This window comes from Streptomyces sp. NPDC005070 (assembly GCF_053600395.1).
The window spans coordinates 20,441-38,355 of record NZ_JBSFZS010000078.1 but is presented as its reverse complement, the minus strand read 5'-3'; the positions used below and the strand labels follow the sequence as shown (position 1 = coordinate 38,355).

The 17,915-nt window shown below is 72.4% G+C and carries 13 protein-coding genes; 10 read left to right on the top strand and 3 right to left on the bottom strand.

What is annotated here, in order from left to right; genetic code table 11:
- Nucleotides 1-493, top strand: a 493-nt coding sequence (locus ACWEBX_RS24795; RefSeq protein ID WP_451887019.1) for a TetR/AcrR family transcriptional regulator, incomplete at its 5' end; no start/stop codon positions are given.
- Here ACWEBX_RS24795 and ACWEBX_RS24790 read toward each other — a convergent pair.
- Entirely contained in the window at nt 490-1,317 is an 828-nt protein-coding gene (locus ACWEBX_RS24790) for a DUF2182 domain-containing protein (RefSeq protein ID WP_451887018.1), read from the bottom strand. The two genes, ACWEBX_RS24795 and ACWEBX_RS24790, sit on opposite strands and share 4 nt — an antisense overlap.
- 199 nt (nt 1,318-1,516) lie before the next feature.
- Between ACWEBX_RS24790 and ACWEBX_RS24785 the strand changes: the two genes are divergently transcribed.
- Complete coding sequence (locus ACWEBX_RS24785; RefSeq protein ID WP_451887017.1) at nt 1,517-2,170, top strand: DUF1326 domain-containing protein; 654 nt, start codon at nt 1,517-1,519, stop codon at nt 2,168-2,170.
- A 52-nt stretch (nt 2,171-2,222) separates the two neighbouring features.
- On the top strand, nt 2,223-3,350 hold the full coding sequence (locus tag ACWEBX_RS24780) for a sulfite oxidase (protein ID WP_451887016.1): 1,128 nt from the start codon (nt 2,223-2,225) through the stop codon (nt 3,348-3,350).
- Between the two features lie 159 nt (nt 3,351-3,509).
- Here ACWEBX_RS24780 and ACWEBX_RS24775 read toward each other — a convergent pair whose 3' ends face one another.
- The gene (locus ACWEBX_RS24775; RefSeq protein WP_451887015.1) at nt 3,510-4,706 is read right to left on the bottom strand and encodes a glycoside hydrolase family 64 protein; all 1,197 of its coding nucleotides are present in this window, start codon (nt 4,704-4,706) and stop codon (nt 3,510-3,512) included.
- A gap of 241 nt (nt 4,707-4,947) precedes the next feature.
- Here ACWEBX_RS24775 and ACWEBX_RS24770 point away from each other — a divergent pair, with 241 nt between their 5' ends.
- From ACWEBX_RS24770 to ACWEBX_RS24755, 4 genes are all read left to right on the top strand, one after another.
- Nucleotides 4,948-5,634 (top strand): FadR/GntR family transcriptional regulator, encoded by a 687-nt coding sequence (locus ACWEBX_RS24770; RefSeq protein ID WP_451887014.1) that lies wholly within the window; start codon nt 4,948-4,950, stop codon nt 5,632-5,634.
- On the top strand, nt 5,631-7,013 hold the full coding sequence (locus tag ACWEBX_RS24765; RefSeq protein ID WP_451887013.1) for a hypothetical protein: 1,383 nt from the start codon (nt 5,631-5,633) through the stop codon (nt 7,011-7,013). Before ACWEBX_RS24770 ends, ACWEBX_RS24765 begins: the two co-directional genes overlap by 4 nt.
- Complete coding sequence (locus ACWEBX_RS24760) at nt 7,010-8,851, top strand: GMC family oxidoreductase N-terminal domain-containing protein (protein WP_451887012.1); 1,842 nt, start codon at nt 7,010-7,012, stop codon at nt 8,849-8,851. The genes ACWEBX_RS24765 and ACWEBX_RS24760 overlap by 4 nt, the downstream gene beginning before the upstream one ends.
- 130 nt (nt 8,852-8,981) lie before the next feature.
- The gene (locus ACWEBX_RS24755; RefSeq protein ID WP_451887011.1) at nt 8,982-9,599 is read left to right on the top strand and encodes a hypothetical protein; all 618 of its coding nucleotides are present in this window, start codon (nt 8,982-8,984) and stop codon (nt 9,597-9,599) included.
- A 117-nt stretch (nt 9,600-9,716) separates the two neighbouring features.
- Here the strand turns inward: ACWEBX_RS24755 and ACWEBX_RS24750 are convergent, their stop codons facing one another.
- Nucleotides 9,717-11,537 (bottom strand): coagulation factor 5/8 type domain-containing protein, encoded by a 1,821-nt coding sequence (locus tag ACWEBX_RS24750; protein WP_451887010.1) that lies wholly within the window; start codon nt 11,535-11,537, stop codon nt 9,717-9,719.
- Between the two features lie 427 nt (nt 11,538-11,964).
- On the opposite strand from ACWEBX_RS24750, the gene ACWEBX_RS24745 reads away from it, so the two are divergent.
- The 3 genes from ACWEBX_RS24745 (at nt 11,965) to ACWEBX_RS24735 (ending at nt 17,882) form a co-directional block, all read left to right on the top strand.
- Nucleotides 11,965-13,059 (top strand): DUF1996 domain-containing protein, encoded by a 1,095-nt coding sequence (locus tag ACWEBX_RS24745; protein WP_451887009.1) that lies wholly within the window; start codon nt 11,965-11,967, stop codon nt 13,057-13,059.
- Nucleotides 13,060-13,242: 183 nt separating this feature from the next.
- Nucleotides 13,243-14,991, top strand: a complete 1,749-nt coding sequence (locus ACWEBX_RS24740) for a discoidin domain-containing protein (protein ID WP_451887008.1) — start codon at nt 13,243-13,245, stop codon at nt 14,989-14,991.
- Nucleotides 14,992-15,038: 47 nt separating this feature from the next.
- Nucleotides 15,039-17,882 carry a glycoside hydrolase family 3 C-terminal domain-containing protein gene (locus ACWEBX_RS24735; protein WP_451887007.1) on the top strand — a complete coding sequence of 948 codons (2,844 nt, stop codon included), beginning with the start codon at nt 15,039-15,041 and terminating at the stop codon, nt 17,880-17,882.
- Nucleotides 17,883-17,915 lie beyond the last annotated feature (33 nt).

Sequence of the window (17,915 nt, the reverse complement as noted above, 5' to 3'; positions counted from 1 at the left end):
ACTCACGATGGAAGGCGTGGCCTGCGCGGCGGCGGTGGGCAAGGGGACCGTCTTCCGGCGCTTCGGCGACCGCACCGGCCTGCTCATGGCCCTGCTCGACCACACGGAGCAGCGCTTCCAGACCGCCTTCATCAGCGGTCCGGCGCCGCTCGGCCCCGGCGCGTCGCCGGTGGAGCGCCTGCACGCCTTCGGATGCCACGCCCTGCGCCAGACCTCCGAGCAGCTCGACCTGTACCTCGCCGCCGAACCCGAGGTCACCCGCCGCTTCACCTCAGCGCCGTACCGGGTCCGCTTCATGCACGTGTGCATGCTGCTGCGCCAGGCGAGCCCGGGACATGACACGGACGTCGAGCTGGTCGCCCAGACGCTGATGGGATACCTCGACCCCGCGCTGATCGGCCATCTGACCCGCCAGCGCGCCATGCCGCGCGAGCGCCTGGAGGCCGGCTGGCGCGACCTGGTGGACCGCAGCGTTGGCCCGGACAGGCCCTAGGGTCGGAGCATCTCCGTCATGGGCGACTGCGGTGGGATCAGGCCCGGCAGCAGCCAGGGCTGGAAGAGGCTCAGTACCGCGAGTACGAGGAAGGCGGCCCCGACGACCTGCGAGAAGGCGGGGCCGAGCCGCCAGAGCTTCTCCACGAAGATCACCACGGCCACCGCGGCCATCGCCAGGACGTTCATGACGCCCAACGGGACGAGCACCACCATCAGCCCCCAGCAGCAGCCCACGCAGTACGCCCCGTGGTGCGCCCCGACCCGCAGATCGCGAGCCCGGGGCCGGAAGCCCGCGTAGCGCACGAGCTGGCCCATGGGGCTACGGCAGTGCCGCAGGCAGAGATCCTTCCACGGGCCGAACTGGTACAGCCCGGCGACCAGGAAGGCCCCGGCGCCGATCCAGCGCCCGGCGCCCGGGTGCTCGTCCACCAGGGCCCCGGTCCAGGCTAGGAGCCCGTAGGCGACCAGGCCGAAGGCCGTCCAGGTCAGGAGGTACCCGCCGACGAACTGGGAGGTACGAGCCACCCGCACGGCTCCCGTGGGCGACTGGCGCCCGATGGCCCGCGCCCACGTGAGGGCCACCGGGGCCACCGACGGGAACATCATGGCGATCATCATGACCAGCCACAGCAGCAGGAACAGCGGGACGCCCATGCCCATGGTTCCCGGTTCGACCCCCATGTCACGGGCCTGGTCGACCACCAGCACCCAGGCGAGGAGGGCGATCGACGCCATCACGGACCAGGCGAACGCGAGCTGCCGGGCCGACAGCAGCTGTGCCGGATCCGGAGGGGGTGACGGGCCCTTCCGGTCGAGGCGCACGCCTCCAGCACATCACGGCGGACCCGCGCGTGCGCGGGGGAACGCGTGTACGCGGCAAGCACCTCCTCCGGGTGGTCCCCGCGGTGGGACAATCGGAGTGGACACCCGTACGACCCGGGCGTGGGCCGGTGATGGCTCCCGGGGGCTCTGCCGTCCTCCCGAGACCGATGTCCCGGTACGGTCACGAGGAGGCAGGGAGATGTCCGAGACGACGGCGACCGTTCCCCGGTGGCACGCGGCGGGCGACTGGTTCGACACCTGCAAGTGCAACGTGCCCTGCCCCTGCTCGTTCGCCCAGCTTCCCACCCACGGTGATTGCGACGGCATCCTGGCCTGGCACATCCGCGAGGGCCGCTACGGTGACGTACGACTGGACGGCCTGAACGTGCTGATGCTGGCCTCGTTCGTCGGCAACATCTGGGCCGAGCACACGGACACGTATGCCGCGGTCTTCGTCGACGAGCGTGCCGACGAGCCCCAGCGCCAGGCGCTTCAGATGATCTTCGGTGGGCAGGCGGGCAGTTGGCCCGCCGAGATGGTGGCCATGATGGGCGCCGAAATGCGCGGCATGGAGTTCGCCCCCATCGAGATCGAGGTCGCCGACGACCTCGCGAGCTGGCGGGCCGTGGTACCGGGCCGGGTCGAGGCGAGCGCGGTCGCGCTCACGGGACCCACGACCCCGGAGGGCGCGCGCGTCCAGTCGACCAACCTGCCGGGTGCGGAGACCGGACCGGGCCAGGTCGCGACCTGGGGCCGCTCGACGGCGGACCGCGCCGATGCCCACAACTTCCTCTGGAGCCGAGAAGGCCGGTCCAGCAAGCACATCACCTTCGACTGGGCCGGGCCGGACTAGACCGAGTCCGTCGTCTGGCGCCCCCACCCCGGCCGGGCGGACAATGGATCCCATGGGGCAACGCCTCGAAGACGTGAGCGGACCCGCCCGGATCGCCGGCCCGGACGAGGGCATCAGCGCCCAGGAACTGGCACTCGCCGCCCGGAACCACGGACTGCCTCTGGAGGCCCTGCGCTACGAGGTCACCCCTCCCGGGCTGCACTACGTACTCACGCACTACGACATCCCGTACGCGGAGGAGGACTCCTGGCGGCTCGTCCTGGGCGGGCGGGTGCGGCGCCCGCTGCTGCTCGGTGTCGATGAGCTGAAGGCGTACCCGGCGGTCAGGCAGCGGGTGACCATGGAGTGCGCGGGCAACGGCCGGGCGCTGCTGACACCCCGGCCGGTGAGCCAGCCGTGGCTGGTGGAGGCGGTCGGCACGGCCGAGTGGACGGGTGTGCCGCTGCGCCTCCTCCTCGCCGAGGCCGGGCCCGAACCGGACGCGGTGGACGTGGTGTTCACCGGAGCCGATCACGGCGTGGAACGCGGGGTCGAGCAGGACTACCAGCGCGCCCTCCCGCTGGACGTGGCACGCGGCGAGGAGCCCGAGGTCCTGGTGGCCTACGCGATGAACGGCGCCCCGCTGCCCCCGCAGCACGGGCATCCCGTCCGGCTCGTGGTGCCGGGCTGGTACGGCATGGCGCAGGTGAAGTGGCTCCGGGACATCAAGGTGACGAGCGCGCCGTTCCGGGGATTCCAGCAGACCGTGGCGTACCGGCTGCGGCAGGAGGCCACCGACGAGGGCGAGCCGGTCACCCGTATCGCGCCGCGCGCCCTGCTGGCCCCGCCGGGCTTCCCCGACTTCATGTCGCGGGCGCGGGTGGTCCCGCCGGGCGCCGTCACCCTGACCGGACGGGCCTGGTCGGGCCGCCCACCCGTGACCGGCGTGGAGGTCAGCACGGACGAGGGGCGCTCCTGGCACCCGGCCCGGCTCGACCCGCCGAACGCCCACCCATGGGCCTGGCGCGCGTGGCGGTTCACCTGGACGGCGACCCCCGGCCGTCACGTCCTCAGCGCCCGGGCCACCGACGCCGAAGGCCACACCCAGCCACTCGACCAGCCGTGGAACCGCGGCGGCTTCGTGAACAACCTCGTCCAGCGGGTCCCCGTGCACTGCCTGGATCCCGACGAAGAAGGATGAAGCCACTGGCGCCGGACCACACCCGGGGCGGCCTCGGCGACCAGGCACGGGCACGGGCGCGGGCACGGCCATGGGCACGGCCATTGGCACAGGGACGGACACGCGCACGGGGACGGTTCCCGCCCGGGACCCGCCCCCGCTCCGGCGACGCGGCTTCGGTCAGCTGAACGGGTCCAGCGTGACGTACGCCTGCTGCGGATTGCCGTCGTTGACGAGGGACTCGTGGTTGCCGACGTCGTCGAACGCGAACGCGTAGGCCTTGCCGTCGGCCATCTGCGCGTGAATGGCGCGGGCGTACTGGTTGGTCACCGCGTCCGTGTAGAAGCTCGCGGACGAGGTGTCCGGCTGCTGGGGGTTGGTCAGCAGAGTCGTGCGGTTGAACCCCGCGCACAGGGTGCGTGAAATGGGCCCGCGCACCAGGTCGTTGGGCGCGTCGAGCCGCTTGTAGCAGCCGAAGACGCTGTCCGAGTCGGGCTTCTGGAAGCTGGTGACGACCGCTCCGGAGCTGTTGGTGAAGTTCATGACGCCACCGGAGACCCGGCCGAAGTACTTGGTGTTCGGCTGGTCGCCGAAGGGTGTCACCGTCAGCGTCGACGAACCGTACTTCTGCCACACGCGGTTGATGTAGTCGTCCATGACGGTCGCCGGAAGCGCGCCCGCCTCGATGCCGTGGCCCGGGGCGAGCGCTCGCAGCACCGTGCCGTCGGGCCGGGTCTGGACGAGGTTCGCCCAGCCGCCCGGCCGGCTGCGCAGCGCGCTGAAGAAGCTGCTGTAGCCGCCGGACTTGAGGTGACCGGTGCTCTTCGTGGTCCCGTCGGCGAGCTTGACTCCGACGGCGTACGGGGCGGAGAACATGTCGACCTGGGTGCTGTTGATCCACAGGCCGGAGTCGTTGAGGGTGTACTCGGACCAGTTGAAGAGGATGTTGCGGTTCGGGTCGTTCGGATTCTGGACGGCGGGCTGCACGAGTCCGCCGGTCGTCACCCGGAAGTCGAGCTTCTGCCCGAAGGAGAAGTAGAGCCGTCCGGAGAACTTGGGGAGCCGGATCGTCTTCGACTGGCCGTTGGCCGGTCCCGTGATCGACGCGTCGGGCGCGGGCGTCGGCGGGTTGCCGCCCACGGGCCACGCGTGGAAGGTGCCGTTCGCGTCGGCCCAGCCCTGCCGTCCGGTCGAGAGCTGTGTGCCGAGGTCGTAGATGAAGACCTGGTCGCCGCGACCGGAGTTGTTGGTGAAGGTGAGGGGGATGGTCGCCGGGACCGCGGCTTCGGCGCGGGAGGGCGCGCCGAAGGTGAGCAGTGTCGCGGCGAGTGTGGCGAAGGCCAACGTCCAGGCAGGCCATCGGATGTGTACGCGCACTCTCTGCCTCCTTGATGTGGGGGTTCAGCGAGGTGGATGCACACGGACGTGACTCGTCCGCTTCCCTTTGAGAGCGCTCTCAGAGTCCTGCGAGGTAGTGCCCGTGTCAACGATGTGCGCAGGATTGGTCCGGTCCAACTCGGCGTCGGGCCAACCGGGTTGTGCGCGTCGGGGGTTGACCGGCATGGCCGTCCACTGATTCAGTGGATCATCCACTCAGCCACTGCCCGGAGGGGGAAACGTGGAGGCACTGCCCCGCGAGACCATCGTGGACGTCCTGGAGGACCGGCTGCGGACGGACATACTCGACGGCCGCCATCCGGCGGGGAGTTACCTCCCTCCGGAGCGGCGGCTGGCCGACGGGTACGGCGTCACGCGCACCACGCTCAAGCACGCCTTCGGCCGGCTCGTGCAGGCCGGACTGCTCGAGACCCGGCACGGAGTGGGCACCCGGGTACGGGACTACGCACGGCTCGGCGGAGCGGACCTCCTGCCCATGCTCGTGCGGCACGACGCCGGCTGGGTGCACGAGGTGTTCGAAGTGCGGCGCGGCGTCGGCTCCTTGATCGCCGAACGGGCCGCCGAACGCGGCACCCGCCCGCAGCGGGCCGAACTGAGCGCGCTCCTCGACGCCGTGCTCCGCGCCGAGGGCGTCGACGCGGTCCAGCTCGCCGACGTGGAGGTGCACCGCGCGCTGGCCCGCGCCACGGGCAACCGCGTGTACGTCCTCCTCACGAACACGCTCTTCAACGCCTACCTGCCGGTCCGTTCCCTGCTCAACGGCCCCTTCACCGACCCGGCAGCAGCCCATGAGCGGCTGGCGCCCGTCGTGGAGGCCGTCACCGCCGGGGACGCGAAGCGGGCGCGCGAGGCGGCCGACACCTATCTGCGGGACACCGAGCGCATCATGCTGGACGGTCTCGCATGAGGGGCACGCGGTTCACCGAGACGATGCTCGGCACCGTCCGCCTCGACGGCGAACCGGGAGAGCGGCGCATCCGGCTCGACCTGCGCGCCGCCGCCGACCGGGTCCTGCTCCCGCACCGGACGACCCCGGCCCGCCTGACCGGCCGGGTGCGCATCGCCGGACACACCGACGACCCGTGCGCCGAGGGCGAGTTGGAGGTGTCGCCGATCGCGCGGCGGCGCATCCGCTACCGCCTCACGTTCACCGCCGACGGGCGCCGCCTCACCCTGGACGGCTGGAAGTCGGTGACCCCGCGCCACCCCCTCGCGTCCATGACCACCCTGCCGTTCACCGTGTACGAGGGCGACACACGGGCCGGCGAGGGCGTCCTGCGCTTCCCGGCCGCCACGGGCCTCGCCCCCTTCCTGCTCAGCTTCCGCTTCCCGCGCCACGAGGACCCCGCCGAGCACATGGCCCCCCGCTGGAACGGCGCCCCGGGCCGCACCGAGGTCTGGTACACCACCCTCACCGACCCGGCCACCGGCACCGGGGTCTGGCTGCACCACGAACTCACCGCACCCGCCGACGGATCGGAGCCGTTCGCCCACGGCTGGGCCGCCGTGTTCCCTCGCGAGGGCGACGTGCGCCACGCCCGCTTCGGACCCGTCCCCTGGACCGGCCCGGCCGACGGATTCACGGCCGAGGGCGTGACCTGCGTCGCCGGACAACTCACCGGCAGCGCGGGCGACTTCCGCTGGAAACTCCTCGAACGCCCCCAGGGCCCGGCACTGTTCACCTTCCCCCGCTGGTCCTGGCGCCGCCCCGTGCTGCCCGCCGCCCAGATGCTGCCGGCCGCCCGGGCCACGTACGAGGGCGAATTCTCTTACGGGGAAACAACCTTGAACCTGAGCGCCGCTCCCGGAGCCTCGGCCCGGATCTACGGGCACGGCAACGCCCACCGGTGGACCTGGCTGCACGCCGACCTCGGCGACGGAGACGTCCTGGAGATCGTCGCCGCCGTCTCCACCCGGCCCGTGCTGCGCCGGCTCCCCCCGCTCGTCTTCCTGCGCCTGCGCCGCGCCGGCCGCACGTGGCCACGGCGGCCGGAGCGCTCGGCGATCGGCCGGCTGGGAATCGGACGGTTCCGGGCCGTCATGGGACTGCCCGAGTGGACGGTCACCGGCCGGACGGCCCTGCGCCGCATCCGCGTCGAGGTGCGCCAGCCCCCGGAACGGACCCTCACCCTCGAGTACCGCGACCCGGACGGCGCCCGCGCGGTGTGCCGCAACAGCGAGTCCGCCGACGCCCGTGTCGTCCTGGAGCGCTGGTGGGGCCACTGGCGCCTGGAAGCCTCCTGGACACTGGACGGCACCGCGCACGCCGAGGCGGGGACACGATGACCGCCGACGGCTTCGTCGCCGCGCTTCTCGCCGACGACGGCGGCACCGCCTGGCCCGCCCGGGTGCCGCACCGCCTCGATTCCGTGCTCGCCGCACTGCCCCGCCCCGCCCGCGCCGGGGTGCGCACGGCCGTCGCCGCCGTCGAGACGTACGCCGTGCTGCGCACCGGCAGACGACTGGCGGCCCTTCGCCCCGACGAACGCGAGGACGTGCTCCGCTCGCTGGCCGAACGGCCCCGGCTCGCCCCCGTGCTGGACCTCCTCAAGGTTCCCGTGCTGCTGGCCGCGGGCACCGAACGGATCCCGGCCGTGCCCGCCGCGCCCGCCCCCGCCGATCCGCCCCTCGACTGCACCCCGGCCGAGGAATGGCCGGCCCGCACCACCGCCGACGTGGTCGTCGTCGGCTCCGGCGCGGGCGGCGCCATGGCCGCGCGGACCCTCGCGCGCGCCGGGCTGAGCGTGGTCGTCCTGGAGGAGGGCCGGCACCACTCGACGGCCTCCTTCGGCCGCCGGGCACCCCTCGACCGGTTCACCGAGCTGTACCGGGACGGCGGTGCCACCGTCGCCCTCGGCAGACCGCCGGTCCTGCTGCCGGTCGGCCGTGCCGTCGGCGGCACCACCGTCGTCAACTCCGGTACGTGCTACCGCACTCCGGACCACGTCCTGGACCGCTGGCGCGGTGTGTTCGGGTTCGGGCTCGCCGACCGCTTCGGGCCCCTCCTCGACGAGGCCGAGCGAACCCTGCGCGTGGCACCGCAGCCCCTCGACGTCCTCGGCAACAACGGACTGCTCGCCCTCGCCGGCGCCGGACGGCTCGGCTGGCGGGCCGCCCCGCTGCGCCGCAACGCCCCCGGCTGCAAGGGCTCGTGCCAGTGCGTCGTCGGCTGCCCCACCGGAGCCAAGCAGGGCGTGCACCTGTCCGTCCTGCCCGACGCCTGCGCCGCCGGCGCCCGGATCGTCACCGGCGCGCGGGTCCAGCGCATCCTGCTGGACCACGACGTTCCCGGCCCGCCGCGGGCCGCGGGAGTCCTGGCGCGCCGCCCCGACGGCACCGACATGGAGATCCTCAGCCCCCTCGTCGTGACGGCGGCCGGGGCGCTCCAGACACCGCCCCTGCTGCGCCGCTCGGGCCTCGGCGGACATCCCCGCCTGGGCCGCAACCTCAGCGTGCACCCGGCCACCAGCGTCGCCGGACGCTTCGCCGAGCCGGTGACGGCGTGGCGGGGCGTGCTGCAGAGCGTCGGCGTCGAGGAACTCCACGAGCGCGGGATACTCGTCGAGGCGACCGCGAGCCCACCCGGCATGAGCAGTTTGGTCCTGCCCGGCCTCGGCCGGGAACTGCGGCGCGAACTGGAGGAGTCGGACCGTCTCGCGACCCTCGGCGCCATGATCGCCGACCGCCCCTCGGGGCAGGTGAGCGGCCGGGACCGGACGCTCGTCCGCTACGACCTCGACCCCCGCGACGGCGACCGCCTGATGACCGCCGTACGGGCGATGGGCCGCCTCCTCTTCGCCGCCGGGGCGACGGAGGTCCTCACCGGAATCCCCGGAGCGCCCCGCGCCCGGTCGCTCGACGCGCTCGACGAACTGCTCCGCTCGGCCGGCCCCCGTGATCTCCACGTGTCGGCCTTCCACCCGACCGGCACGGTCGCGGCCGGCGACGATCCGCGGCGGGCGCCCGCCGACCCCGAGGGAAGGCTCCGCGGTGTCCGCGGAGTCCTCGTCGCGGACGGTTCCGTCCTGCCGGGCTGTCCGGAGGTCAACCCGCAGCTCAGCATCATGGCGGCGGCCCTGGCCGTCTCGGACGCGTGGCTCGAAGGGGCCCGGCGCGGGAGCTGATCCCCGCGCGCCACCCCAATGGGCCCCCGTGGTTCGCCGTGGCCGGGCGTGACACGGAGCATGAGGGAGTCCGTACGGCAGGAAAAGGACGAGCCCCCGTGCCCCGTACGGCAGGAAGAGGCGAGCCCCCATGAGCAGACGTGTTCCCCACGGCCGGAGCGGATCACGGCGTATCACTGCCCTGTTGTCCGCGATCGCGTGCGGCTCCGTTCTCGTCTCGTGCAGCTCGGACGACGGCGGCAGCAGCAGCACGGCCTCCATCACCCCGCCGAACAAGTCCGACTTCACCGGGTCGGCGCCCTCCGCCATCGCGTCGGCGGCCTCCTCGATCATCGCGTCGGCCAGCGAACGGGCGTCGTCGGCCGCCGCCTCCGTGGAGGCCAGGGCCTCGGAGTTCGCGGCCTCCGTCTCCGCCGACACCGCGCGCGCCTCGGCCAACGCCCAGAAGGAGCTGAAGAACGTCCAGGGCGGCGGCAACGCGACGTCCGACGTCAGCATGACGGGCCTGCCCACGGGGGAGACCGGCGGGCTGCGGGCCGTGCTCGTCACCATCACCAACAACACGGACAAGAAGGCCTCGTACGCCGTCCAGGTCGACTTCAAGAACCCCGACGGCAAGGTCGTGGAGACGAAGTTCGTCGGCAAGGAGAACCTGGAGCCGGGGAAGAAGGCGCAGCCGGTCGTGATCAGCCGGCAGCCCGTGGAACCCCAGCTCACCGCTGTCCTGGCCAAGGCCCAGCGCTACTGACGCGCGTTCACGGACGGGCGCGGGCGCCGGTGGCGCCGGCGTCCCGGGGAGCCCGCCCTCCTGTCGGGGACGGGCTCCCCAGGGCCGCGTCGGTGGAAGCCGCGCCGCCCGGAACGGTCAGGGGTACGAGACCACGGTGGACGGCACCGTGGACGTGCTCGAGGTGGGGCCGCCCGTGTCGTTGATGACGCGTTCGTACTGACCGTTGCCGCCGAGCGAGACGACCAGCAGGTCGTGGAACTTCACGCCCGGCCTGTTCGGCGCCGCGAATCCGTGATGCTGGACGATCGTGGGATCGACGTTGTAGTAGCAGTAGCTGCCCAGGCCCCAGCCCTCGTGGCTGGTCACGGAATCGGCGACCTTGTAGGCCGCGTACCCCTTGACGCTCCCGTTCTGGACGGCGGCCTGGTTCGGCGCGTCGTACGCCTTCTCGTTCTGGAAGAAGATGGTGCGGCCCCGCTGGCCGTACCACTGCACGTCGTACTTGTTGAAGTGCTCGACGAACAGGCCCGTGGCCAGGACGTCGTCGCCGTTGACGCGGATGCCGTAGTCGGCCCGGTTGGTCTCCCAGCCGACGCCGGTGCCGTGGTCGGCCCGCCAGATCCAGGTGTGGTCGACGATCGTGTGCCGGCTGTTGACGACGATGCTGGTCGTCGCCCTGCCCGCGCCCGCACCTCCGATGCGGACGAAGACGTCCTGCACGGTGGTCGGATTGGCCGAGTGGTCCGCCGACGCCCCGGCCGGGCCGATCTCCAGGAGGGTCGCGGAGTTGACGGGACCGGCGTCGATCAGGAAGCCGGCCAGCCGGATGCCGTCCACGTCGGCGGTCCTGAGCACGGTCACACCGTTGTCCGGGATCAGCGTGGCGTAGCCGAGGCCGAGGACCACGGTCCCCGCGCGGTTCACCTGGATCGGCTGGTCCAGGTGGTAGATCCCCGGTGTCAGCAGCAGATGGAGCCCCTGGGCGAGCGCCGCGTTCAAGGTGGCGGCGGTGACGCCGGGCTTGGCCACGTAGAACTGGGCGAGCGGCAGGGACGAGCCGCGCGGGGTGCCGTTCCCCCAGGTGGTGCCGCGGGCGTTGACGCGCTTCTCCGGCAGGAACACCCGGTACTCGCCGCCGCCGAGATACAGGAAGGGCTTCTCGCGGGACACCGGTGTCGTGTCGAGCGTCGTGTACGGCGGGTTCGGGAACGACTGCGCGGGGGCGCCCTGGACGCCCGAGAACACCATGTTCCAGACGGCGTTGACCCAGCCGCCGACCGAACTGTCGCGGGTGTACCACTGCTGCTGCGAGTACGGTCCGACCGAGCCGTCGATCCGGCTGTCGGCGATGTAGCCGCCGCTGGCCCAGCCGTAGCCGGCGGGCGCGAGGTTGAGCCCGCCCTTGACGTGCATACGACGGAACGGGGCGGCCTGGGCCACCGCCCACCGGTTGGTGCCGCTGACCGGGCTGAGGGCGAGGTTCTCCGCCGAGCGCCAGAAGTTCTGGGTGGCGTTGCCGTTGAACCAGCCGGCGTCGACGGTCACGTCACCGTTGATCGTCGTGTCGTCCGGTGACAGGCCGAGGCCCGCGATCGAGGTGTAGAAGCCGAGCTGGGCGTTGAGCCCGTTGTACGTGCCCGGCTTGAACAGGAAGGCGTAGCGGCCCGTGCCGAACTGCGCGGACTCCTGCTGCCGGAAGACCTGGTCGAGCCTGGCCTGGATTCCGGGCGTCGACGGGTCGAAGACGATGACGTTCGGGCCGAGATCACCGCCGCCGGGAAGGGCCGACGGCTGCCGGACGGACCGGGCGACGGGCGGTGCGGGGGAGGCGGAGGCGGGTGAGGACAGCGCGAGCAGTCCGGGCGCGGCCGCGCCGGCCGCCATCGCTCCGAGGACGGTGCGCCGCGCGACGGTGGAACGACCGGGGTCCGGGACGTCTGTGGGGGTTGGAGGCATGGGGGGCGACTCTCCTGGTTCAGGAAGTGAACGGTGGGAGGTACGGGGGAGCGCTCTCTCGCCGATGCATGCTTCATCCAGGTGAACGACGCGTCAAGAGTTGTGACCGGAGTCCGGGATGTTGTTGCATGACGAAGGAGTAACCCGGCGTGCATTTGCGGTACTTGATTGAGCAATGGACCGGTTCGGAGATCCATGACAGACCCGGGATTGTGTTCAAGAGGTGCGCACATCGCCGACGGATGATCCTTCGTCAACTCCCTTGACACCCGTGCGCGACCGCCACAACACTCCTCGCCGGGAGAGCGCTCTCCCGTTTCCTCGGCACATGTGATGGACCGTCACGCGGACGGCCCGGCGGCGGCGTGATCGGCGCCGCCCGGCCGTCCGGCCCCCACCGTCCCCATCGACGTGGCAGGAGGTCTCCATGGCACGGAGATCGAAGATCGTCTCAGGAATCCTGATGTCCAGTGCGCTGGTGCTGACCTCGCTCGGCCTGGCCGGAGTGGCGATGAGCGCCGACCCCGCGTCCGGCCGGGCGGCGTCCGCCGCCGGCGCGAGCACCGTCCACGCGGCGCACGTGATGGCCGCGTCCACGCTCTCCTCGCCCGAGGACCCGGACGGCGACGGCTACATCCCGGCGAACCCGCAGGTCACCGGTGTCGTCCCGTCCAAGGCGGAGCCAACGCACCGCTACTTCCACGAGTTCCAGGCGAACTGTTCGGTGACCCGCACCAGGCCGGACGACCCGATCGTCTATCCCGGCCAGCCGGGCAAGTCCCACGACCACACCTTCATGGGCAACACCACGACCGACGCGGCCAGCACCACCGCCTCGCTCGGCGCCGGTTCGACCTCCTGCAGGGCCCCCGGCGACAAGTCCGCGTACTGGATGCCGACCCTGCTCAAGGGCGACACCCCCGTCCTGCCGGTGGGTCCGCAGGTCATCTACTACAAGGCCGGTGTCACCGACTACACCAGCGTGCGGCCCTTCCCGAAGGGTCTGCGATTCGTGGTCGGCAGCCCGATGCAGTCCGCCACCGAATTCCGCAACCACCGGGGATTCGTGGAGGGCTGGGAGTGCGGTGACAGCTTCTTCAACATCGACTTCCCGCAGCAGTGCCCGAACAGGGCCGACGTCCAGCTCAACATCCGCTTTCAGGCACCGAGCTGCTGGGACGGAAAGTACCTGGACACCCCCAACCACCAGAGTCACATGGCGTATCCGGTGGTCAACCCCGGCACGAACAACAACATCTGCCCGGACGACCACCCCGTCGCCCTGCCGATGATCGAGTTCAAGATGGCCTTCCCGGTCAACGGTGACATGTCGCAGGTGAGGCTTTCGAGCGGCGCGGGCCACTCCTTCCACTACGACTTCTTCAACGCGTGGGACCCGGCGACGCAGAAGGCACTCGTCGACCACTGCGTCGTGGGCGGGCTCCAGTGCGACGCACGCGGCTACGACCAGACGCACCCCGAGGCGGGCGCCGCACTCGACGCGAACTACCGGCTTCCCTGACGGGCGCCGGACGCGTTCCGCCGGTCCGGCGCACAACCGGGCCGGCGGGACCGTCCGCCCTGTCACCCGTCACCCTTCGCGCCGGCGCCCACCTCAACCGCACCCCCTTCACTCGTGCCGGATCCCCGCACCCCCGGCACCTCCCCCCCCCGCACCCCTCACCCGTACACCGGACGGACACTCATGACCGGATCCCGTACCACCCGGCGCCGCGTTGCCGCGCCCCTCACCGCGGGCCTGCTCGCCGCGGGCGCGCTCGTGCTGCCCGCGCAGCAGGCCCAGGCGGCCGGCGGCGTCGTCAAGGTCACCGGCTCGCAGGGCAACTGGCGACTGACCGTCGACGGAAGCCCGTACCAGATCAAAGGCCTCACCTGGGGGCCGGCCGTCGCCGACGCCGGGCGCTACATGCCCGACCTGAAGTCGATGGGCGTCAACACCGTCCGCACGTGGGGCACCGACGCCTCCAGCAAGCCCCTCTTCGACGCCGCGGCGGCCCAGGGCATCCGAGTGATCGCCGGCTTCTGGCTGCAGCCCGGCGGCGGACCCGGTAGCGGCGGCTGTGTGAACTACCTGACGGACACCGCCTACAAGAACCAGGTGCTCACCGAGTTCCCCCAATGGGCCGCCACCTACAAGGACAACCCCGGCGTCCTGATGTGGAATGTGGGGAACGAGTCCGTGCTCGGACTCCAGAACTGCTACAGCGGCGCCGAGCTGGAACGGCAGCGCGACGCCTACACCACGCTCGTGAACGACATCACCAGGAAGATCCACGCCGTCGACCCCAACCACCCTGTGACCTCGACCGACGCATGGACCGGCGCCTGGCCCTACTACCAGCGGAACGCGCCCGACCTGGACCTGTACGCGGTCAACGCCTACAACGCCGTCTGTGACGTCAAGTCGGCCTGGCAGCAAGGTGGTTACACCAAGCCGTACATCATCACCGAGACCGGTCCCGCGGGAGAGTGGGAGGTGCCCGACGACGCCAACGGCGTGCCCGCCGAACCCACCGACCGGGCGAAGGCCGACGGCTACACCCGGGCGTGGAACTGCGTCACCGGACACCCGGGCGTCGCGCTCGGCGCCACGATGTTCCACTACGGCACCGAGTACGACTTCGGCGGCATCTGGTTCAACCTGCTGCCCGCGGGCGAGAAGCGGCTGTCGTACTACGCCGTGAAGAAGGCGTACGGAGGCGACACCTCGCGTGACAACACCCCGCCGGTCGTCACTGGCCTGACCATCGAGGGCGACGCGGGCAAGGTGCCCGCCGGGCGCGACCTCACGCTGTCGGTCAAGGCCACCGACCCCGACGGCGATCCGGTCACGTACGAAGTGCTGGACAACAGCGTGTACATCGACCAGAGCAAACAGCTCAACCCGCTGCCCTTCACCGACCTCGGCGGCGGCCGGCTCCGCGTCACCGCGCCGGACCGGCCCGGAGTCTGGAAGTTCTACGTCAAGGTCAAGGACGGCCGGGGCAACGTCGGCGTCGAGACCCGCTCCGTGCGGGTGGTCCCGCCCACGCCGAGCGGAACGAACAGCGCGCTCGGCAGACCGGCAACCGCCTCCTCGTACCAGACCGGCGGCGGCGACTGCCCCTGCACCGCGGCCGGTGCCGTCGACGGCAACCTCGGCACCCGCTGGGCAAGCGACTGGAGCGACCCCCAGTGGCTGCGGGTCGATCTCGGCACCCGGAGCTCGTTCCGGCATGTGCAACTGGTCTGGGAGACCTCGTACGCCAAGGCCTACACCGTGCAGACCTCGGACGACGGGCAGAACTGGACCACCGTCCGCACGGTCACCGACGGCAACGGCGGTGTCGACGACCTCGACGTGTCCGGCACCGGCCGCTACGTCCGGGTCAACGGTACGGCCCGCGGCACCGGTTGGGGCTACTCGCTCTACGAGTTCGGGGTCCACAACTGAATCACACCATCAATGGAGAGCGCTCTCCCAGGAAAGAGGCGGCAAGCGTGAGCGGCTCGGACGACGCGGCGGAGCGCGAGGCGCTCCTCGGCAAACTCACCCTGCGCGAGAAGGTCCGGCTGCTGACCGGCGCGACCACCTGGCGCACCCGGGCCGAACCGGCCCTGGGGCTCCGGGAGATGGTCCTGTCGGACGGTCCCGCCGGAGTGCGCGGCCAGTCCTGGGACGAGCGCGCTCCGGCGCTGCTGCTGCCCTCGGCGTCCGCGCTCGGGGCCCTGTGGGACGACGACATGGTGGAGCGTCTCGGAGGGCTGCTCGCCACCGAGGCGCGCCGCAAGGGCGTCGACGTCGTCCTCGCGCCCACCCTCAACCTCCACCGGACGCCGCTCGGCGGACGGCACTTCGAGTGCTTCTCCGAGGACCCCGAACTGACCGGCCGCACCGGCGCCGCGCTCGTCCGGGGAATCCAGGCACGGGGAGTGGCCGCCACCGCCAAGCACTACGTGGCCAACGACTCCGAGACCGACCGGCTGACCGTCGACGTACGGGTGTCCGAGCGGGTTCTGCGAGAGGTGTATCTGGCACCGTTCGAGGCGGCCGTCGAGGCCGGCGTCCGGGTCGTCATGGCCGGGTACAACGGCGTCGGCGGCGCCACGATGACCGCCAGTCCGCTGCTCCACGACCCTCTCAAGGGGGAGTGGGGCTTCGACGGCGTGGTCGTCTCCGACTGGGGCGCGGTGCGGAACGGGGAACCGGCCGCCCGCGCCGCCCTCGACCTCGTGATGCCGGGGCCGGAGAGCGTCTGGGGCGAGGCGCTGGTGCGGGCCGTGGAAGAGGGGCGCGTCCCCCGGGAAGCCGTCGACGACAAGGTGCGGCGGTTGCTCGGGCTCGCCGCCGCGTGCGGGGCGCTGGGCGAGCCGGGGGAGCCGGGGATCGCGCCGCAGGCTCCGTCGTTCCCCGAGCGGGCCCCGGCGCCGGTGCCGGCCCCGCAGCCGGTGCCGCCACCTCCGGCGTCAGCGTCGCTCCCGCGGCCGGACTCGCCGTGGGTGCCGGTGCCGGTGCCGGACTCGGCGTGCTCGCCTGCGGCGGGGTCGGACCCGCATCCACAGCCGGAGTCGCCCCGCGTGCCCGCGGTGCCGGTGTCGGAGGCGCAGCCGTCGTGTGTGCCTTCGGAGCCGGAGGGGCGGCCGGACCTGGCGTGCGCGCCCGCGGTGCCGTTGTGCGCGTCGGAGGCGCGGCCGGAGTCGTCGTGTGGGTCCGTGACGTCGGTGCCCGTGCCGGACCCGCGGCCAGTGCCGACGTGCGCGTCTGAGGCGTCGAAGGAGGCTCCGTCCGGCACCGGCCGGGACGGGGCCCGTGCGCTGCTGCGCGAGGCCGTCGCCGCGAGCACCGTCCTGCTGCGCAATCGCGGTGTCCTCCCGCTCGATCCCGCCCGGTTGCGCACCGTCGCCGTGATCGGCGCGCACGCGGTCCTGCCGCGCACCCAGGGCGGCGGCAGCGCGGGGGTCTTCCCGGAGCGGGTCGTCACTCCGCTCGACGGGATCAGGGACGCGCTCGGCGACGGCGTACGCGTCGTCCACGTGCCGGGCCCCTCGACCGGCGCGCCCGCGGGGCCCCTGACCCCGGACCTGTGCACCGATCCCGTCACGGGCGATCCGGGCGTCCGGCTGCGTGTCCTCGACGCGACGGGGCGTGAACTGCTCACCGAACACCGGCTCGGAGGACGCCAGTTGGAGCCACCGCTGCCGCCCGGGGCGCACACCGTCGAGATCGCCGCCCTCCTGCTTCCACGGATCTCGGGGCGATGGACGCTGGGAGTCGGCGGGTTCGGCCGCCTGAGCATCGCGGTCGACCAACGCATCGTCCTGGAAGGGCGGTTCGACAAGGAGACCGACGATCCGGCGGTCGTCCACGTGAACCCGCCGGTCCACGGTGTGCCCGTCCCCCTGACGGCGGGACGCGCGGTGCGCGTGGTGGCGCGCCGCGAACTCGCCCCGGGGACCGGCCGGGCCACCGTCGTCACCGCGGCCCCACCACACCCCGACGACGGCCCGGCCCTGGCCGGGGCGGTGCGGGCGGCCCGCGACGCGGACGCGGCGGTCGTGGTCGTCGGCACCACCGAGCACGGCGAGTCCGAGGGATGCGACCGGACGGACCTCGGTCTCGGCGGACGACAGGACGAGCTGGTCCAGGCGGTGACCGCCGCCGCACCGCACACGGTCGTCGTCGTCAACAGCGGCGGACCGGTCGAACTGCCCTGGCGTGCGCGGGCCGGTGCCGTCCTGCTGACCTGGTTCCCCGGCCAGGAGGGCGGAGCGGGCCTGGCCGACGTGCTGTTCGGCCGGGCGGAACCCGGCGGGCGGCTGCCCACGACCTGGCCGGCGGCTCTCGCCGACGCCCCGGTCACCCGGACCCGGCCCGAGAACGGACACCTCGACTACACCGAGGGCCTGCACATCGGCTACCGCGCCTGGGCGCGCCACGACCGCGAACCGGCCTACTGGTTCGGGCACGGACTCGGCTTCACCACCTGGGCGTACGAGGAACTGCGTGTCCCCGGCGACATCGTGGCCGGCGAGCCCTTCACCGTGCGGGTCGACGTCCGCAACACCGGCCCGCGACGCGGACGCGAGGTCGTCCAGGTCTATCTCGCCGGGCCTCCCGGCCCGCCGGCCCGCCCGGCGCGCTGGCTCGCGGGGTACACCTCGGTCAGCGCCGAACCGGGCGAGCGGGCAACGGTGTCGGTGCGGATACCGCCCCGGGCGCTGCGCCACTGGGCCGAGGACGAACACGCGTGGCGCACGCGGCCCGGCCCCTATCGCGTGCTCGCGGGGAGCTCCGCGGGCGCCCTGCCGCTGACGGCCACCGCACTGGTCCGGGCCGTCGGCTGAGTGCCGGGGCGGACGGGGAGAGCGCTCTATCCC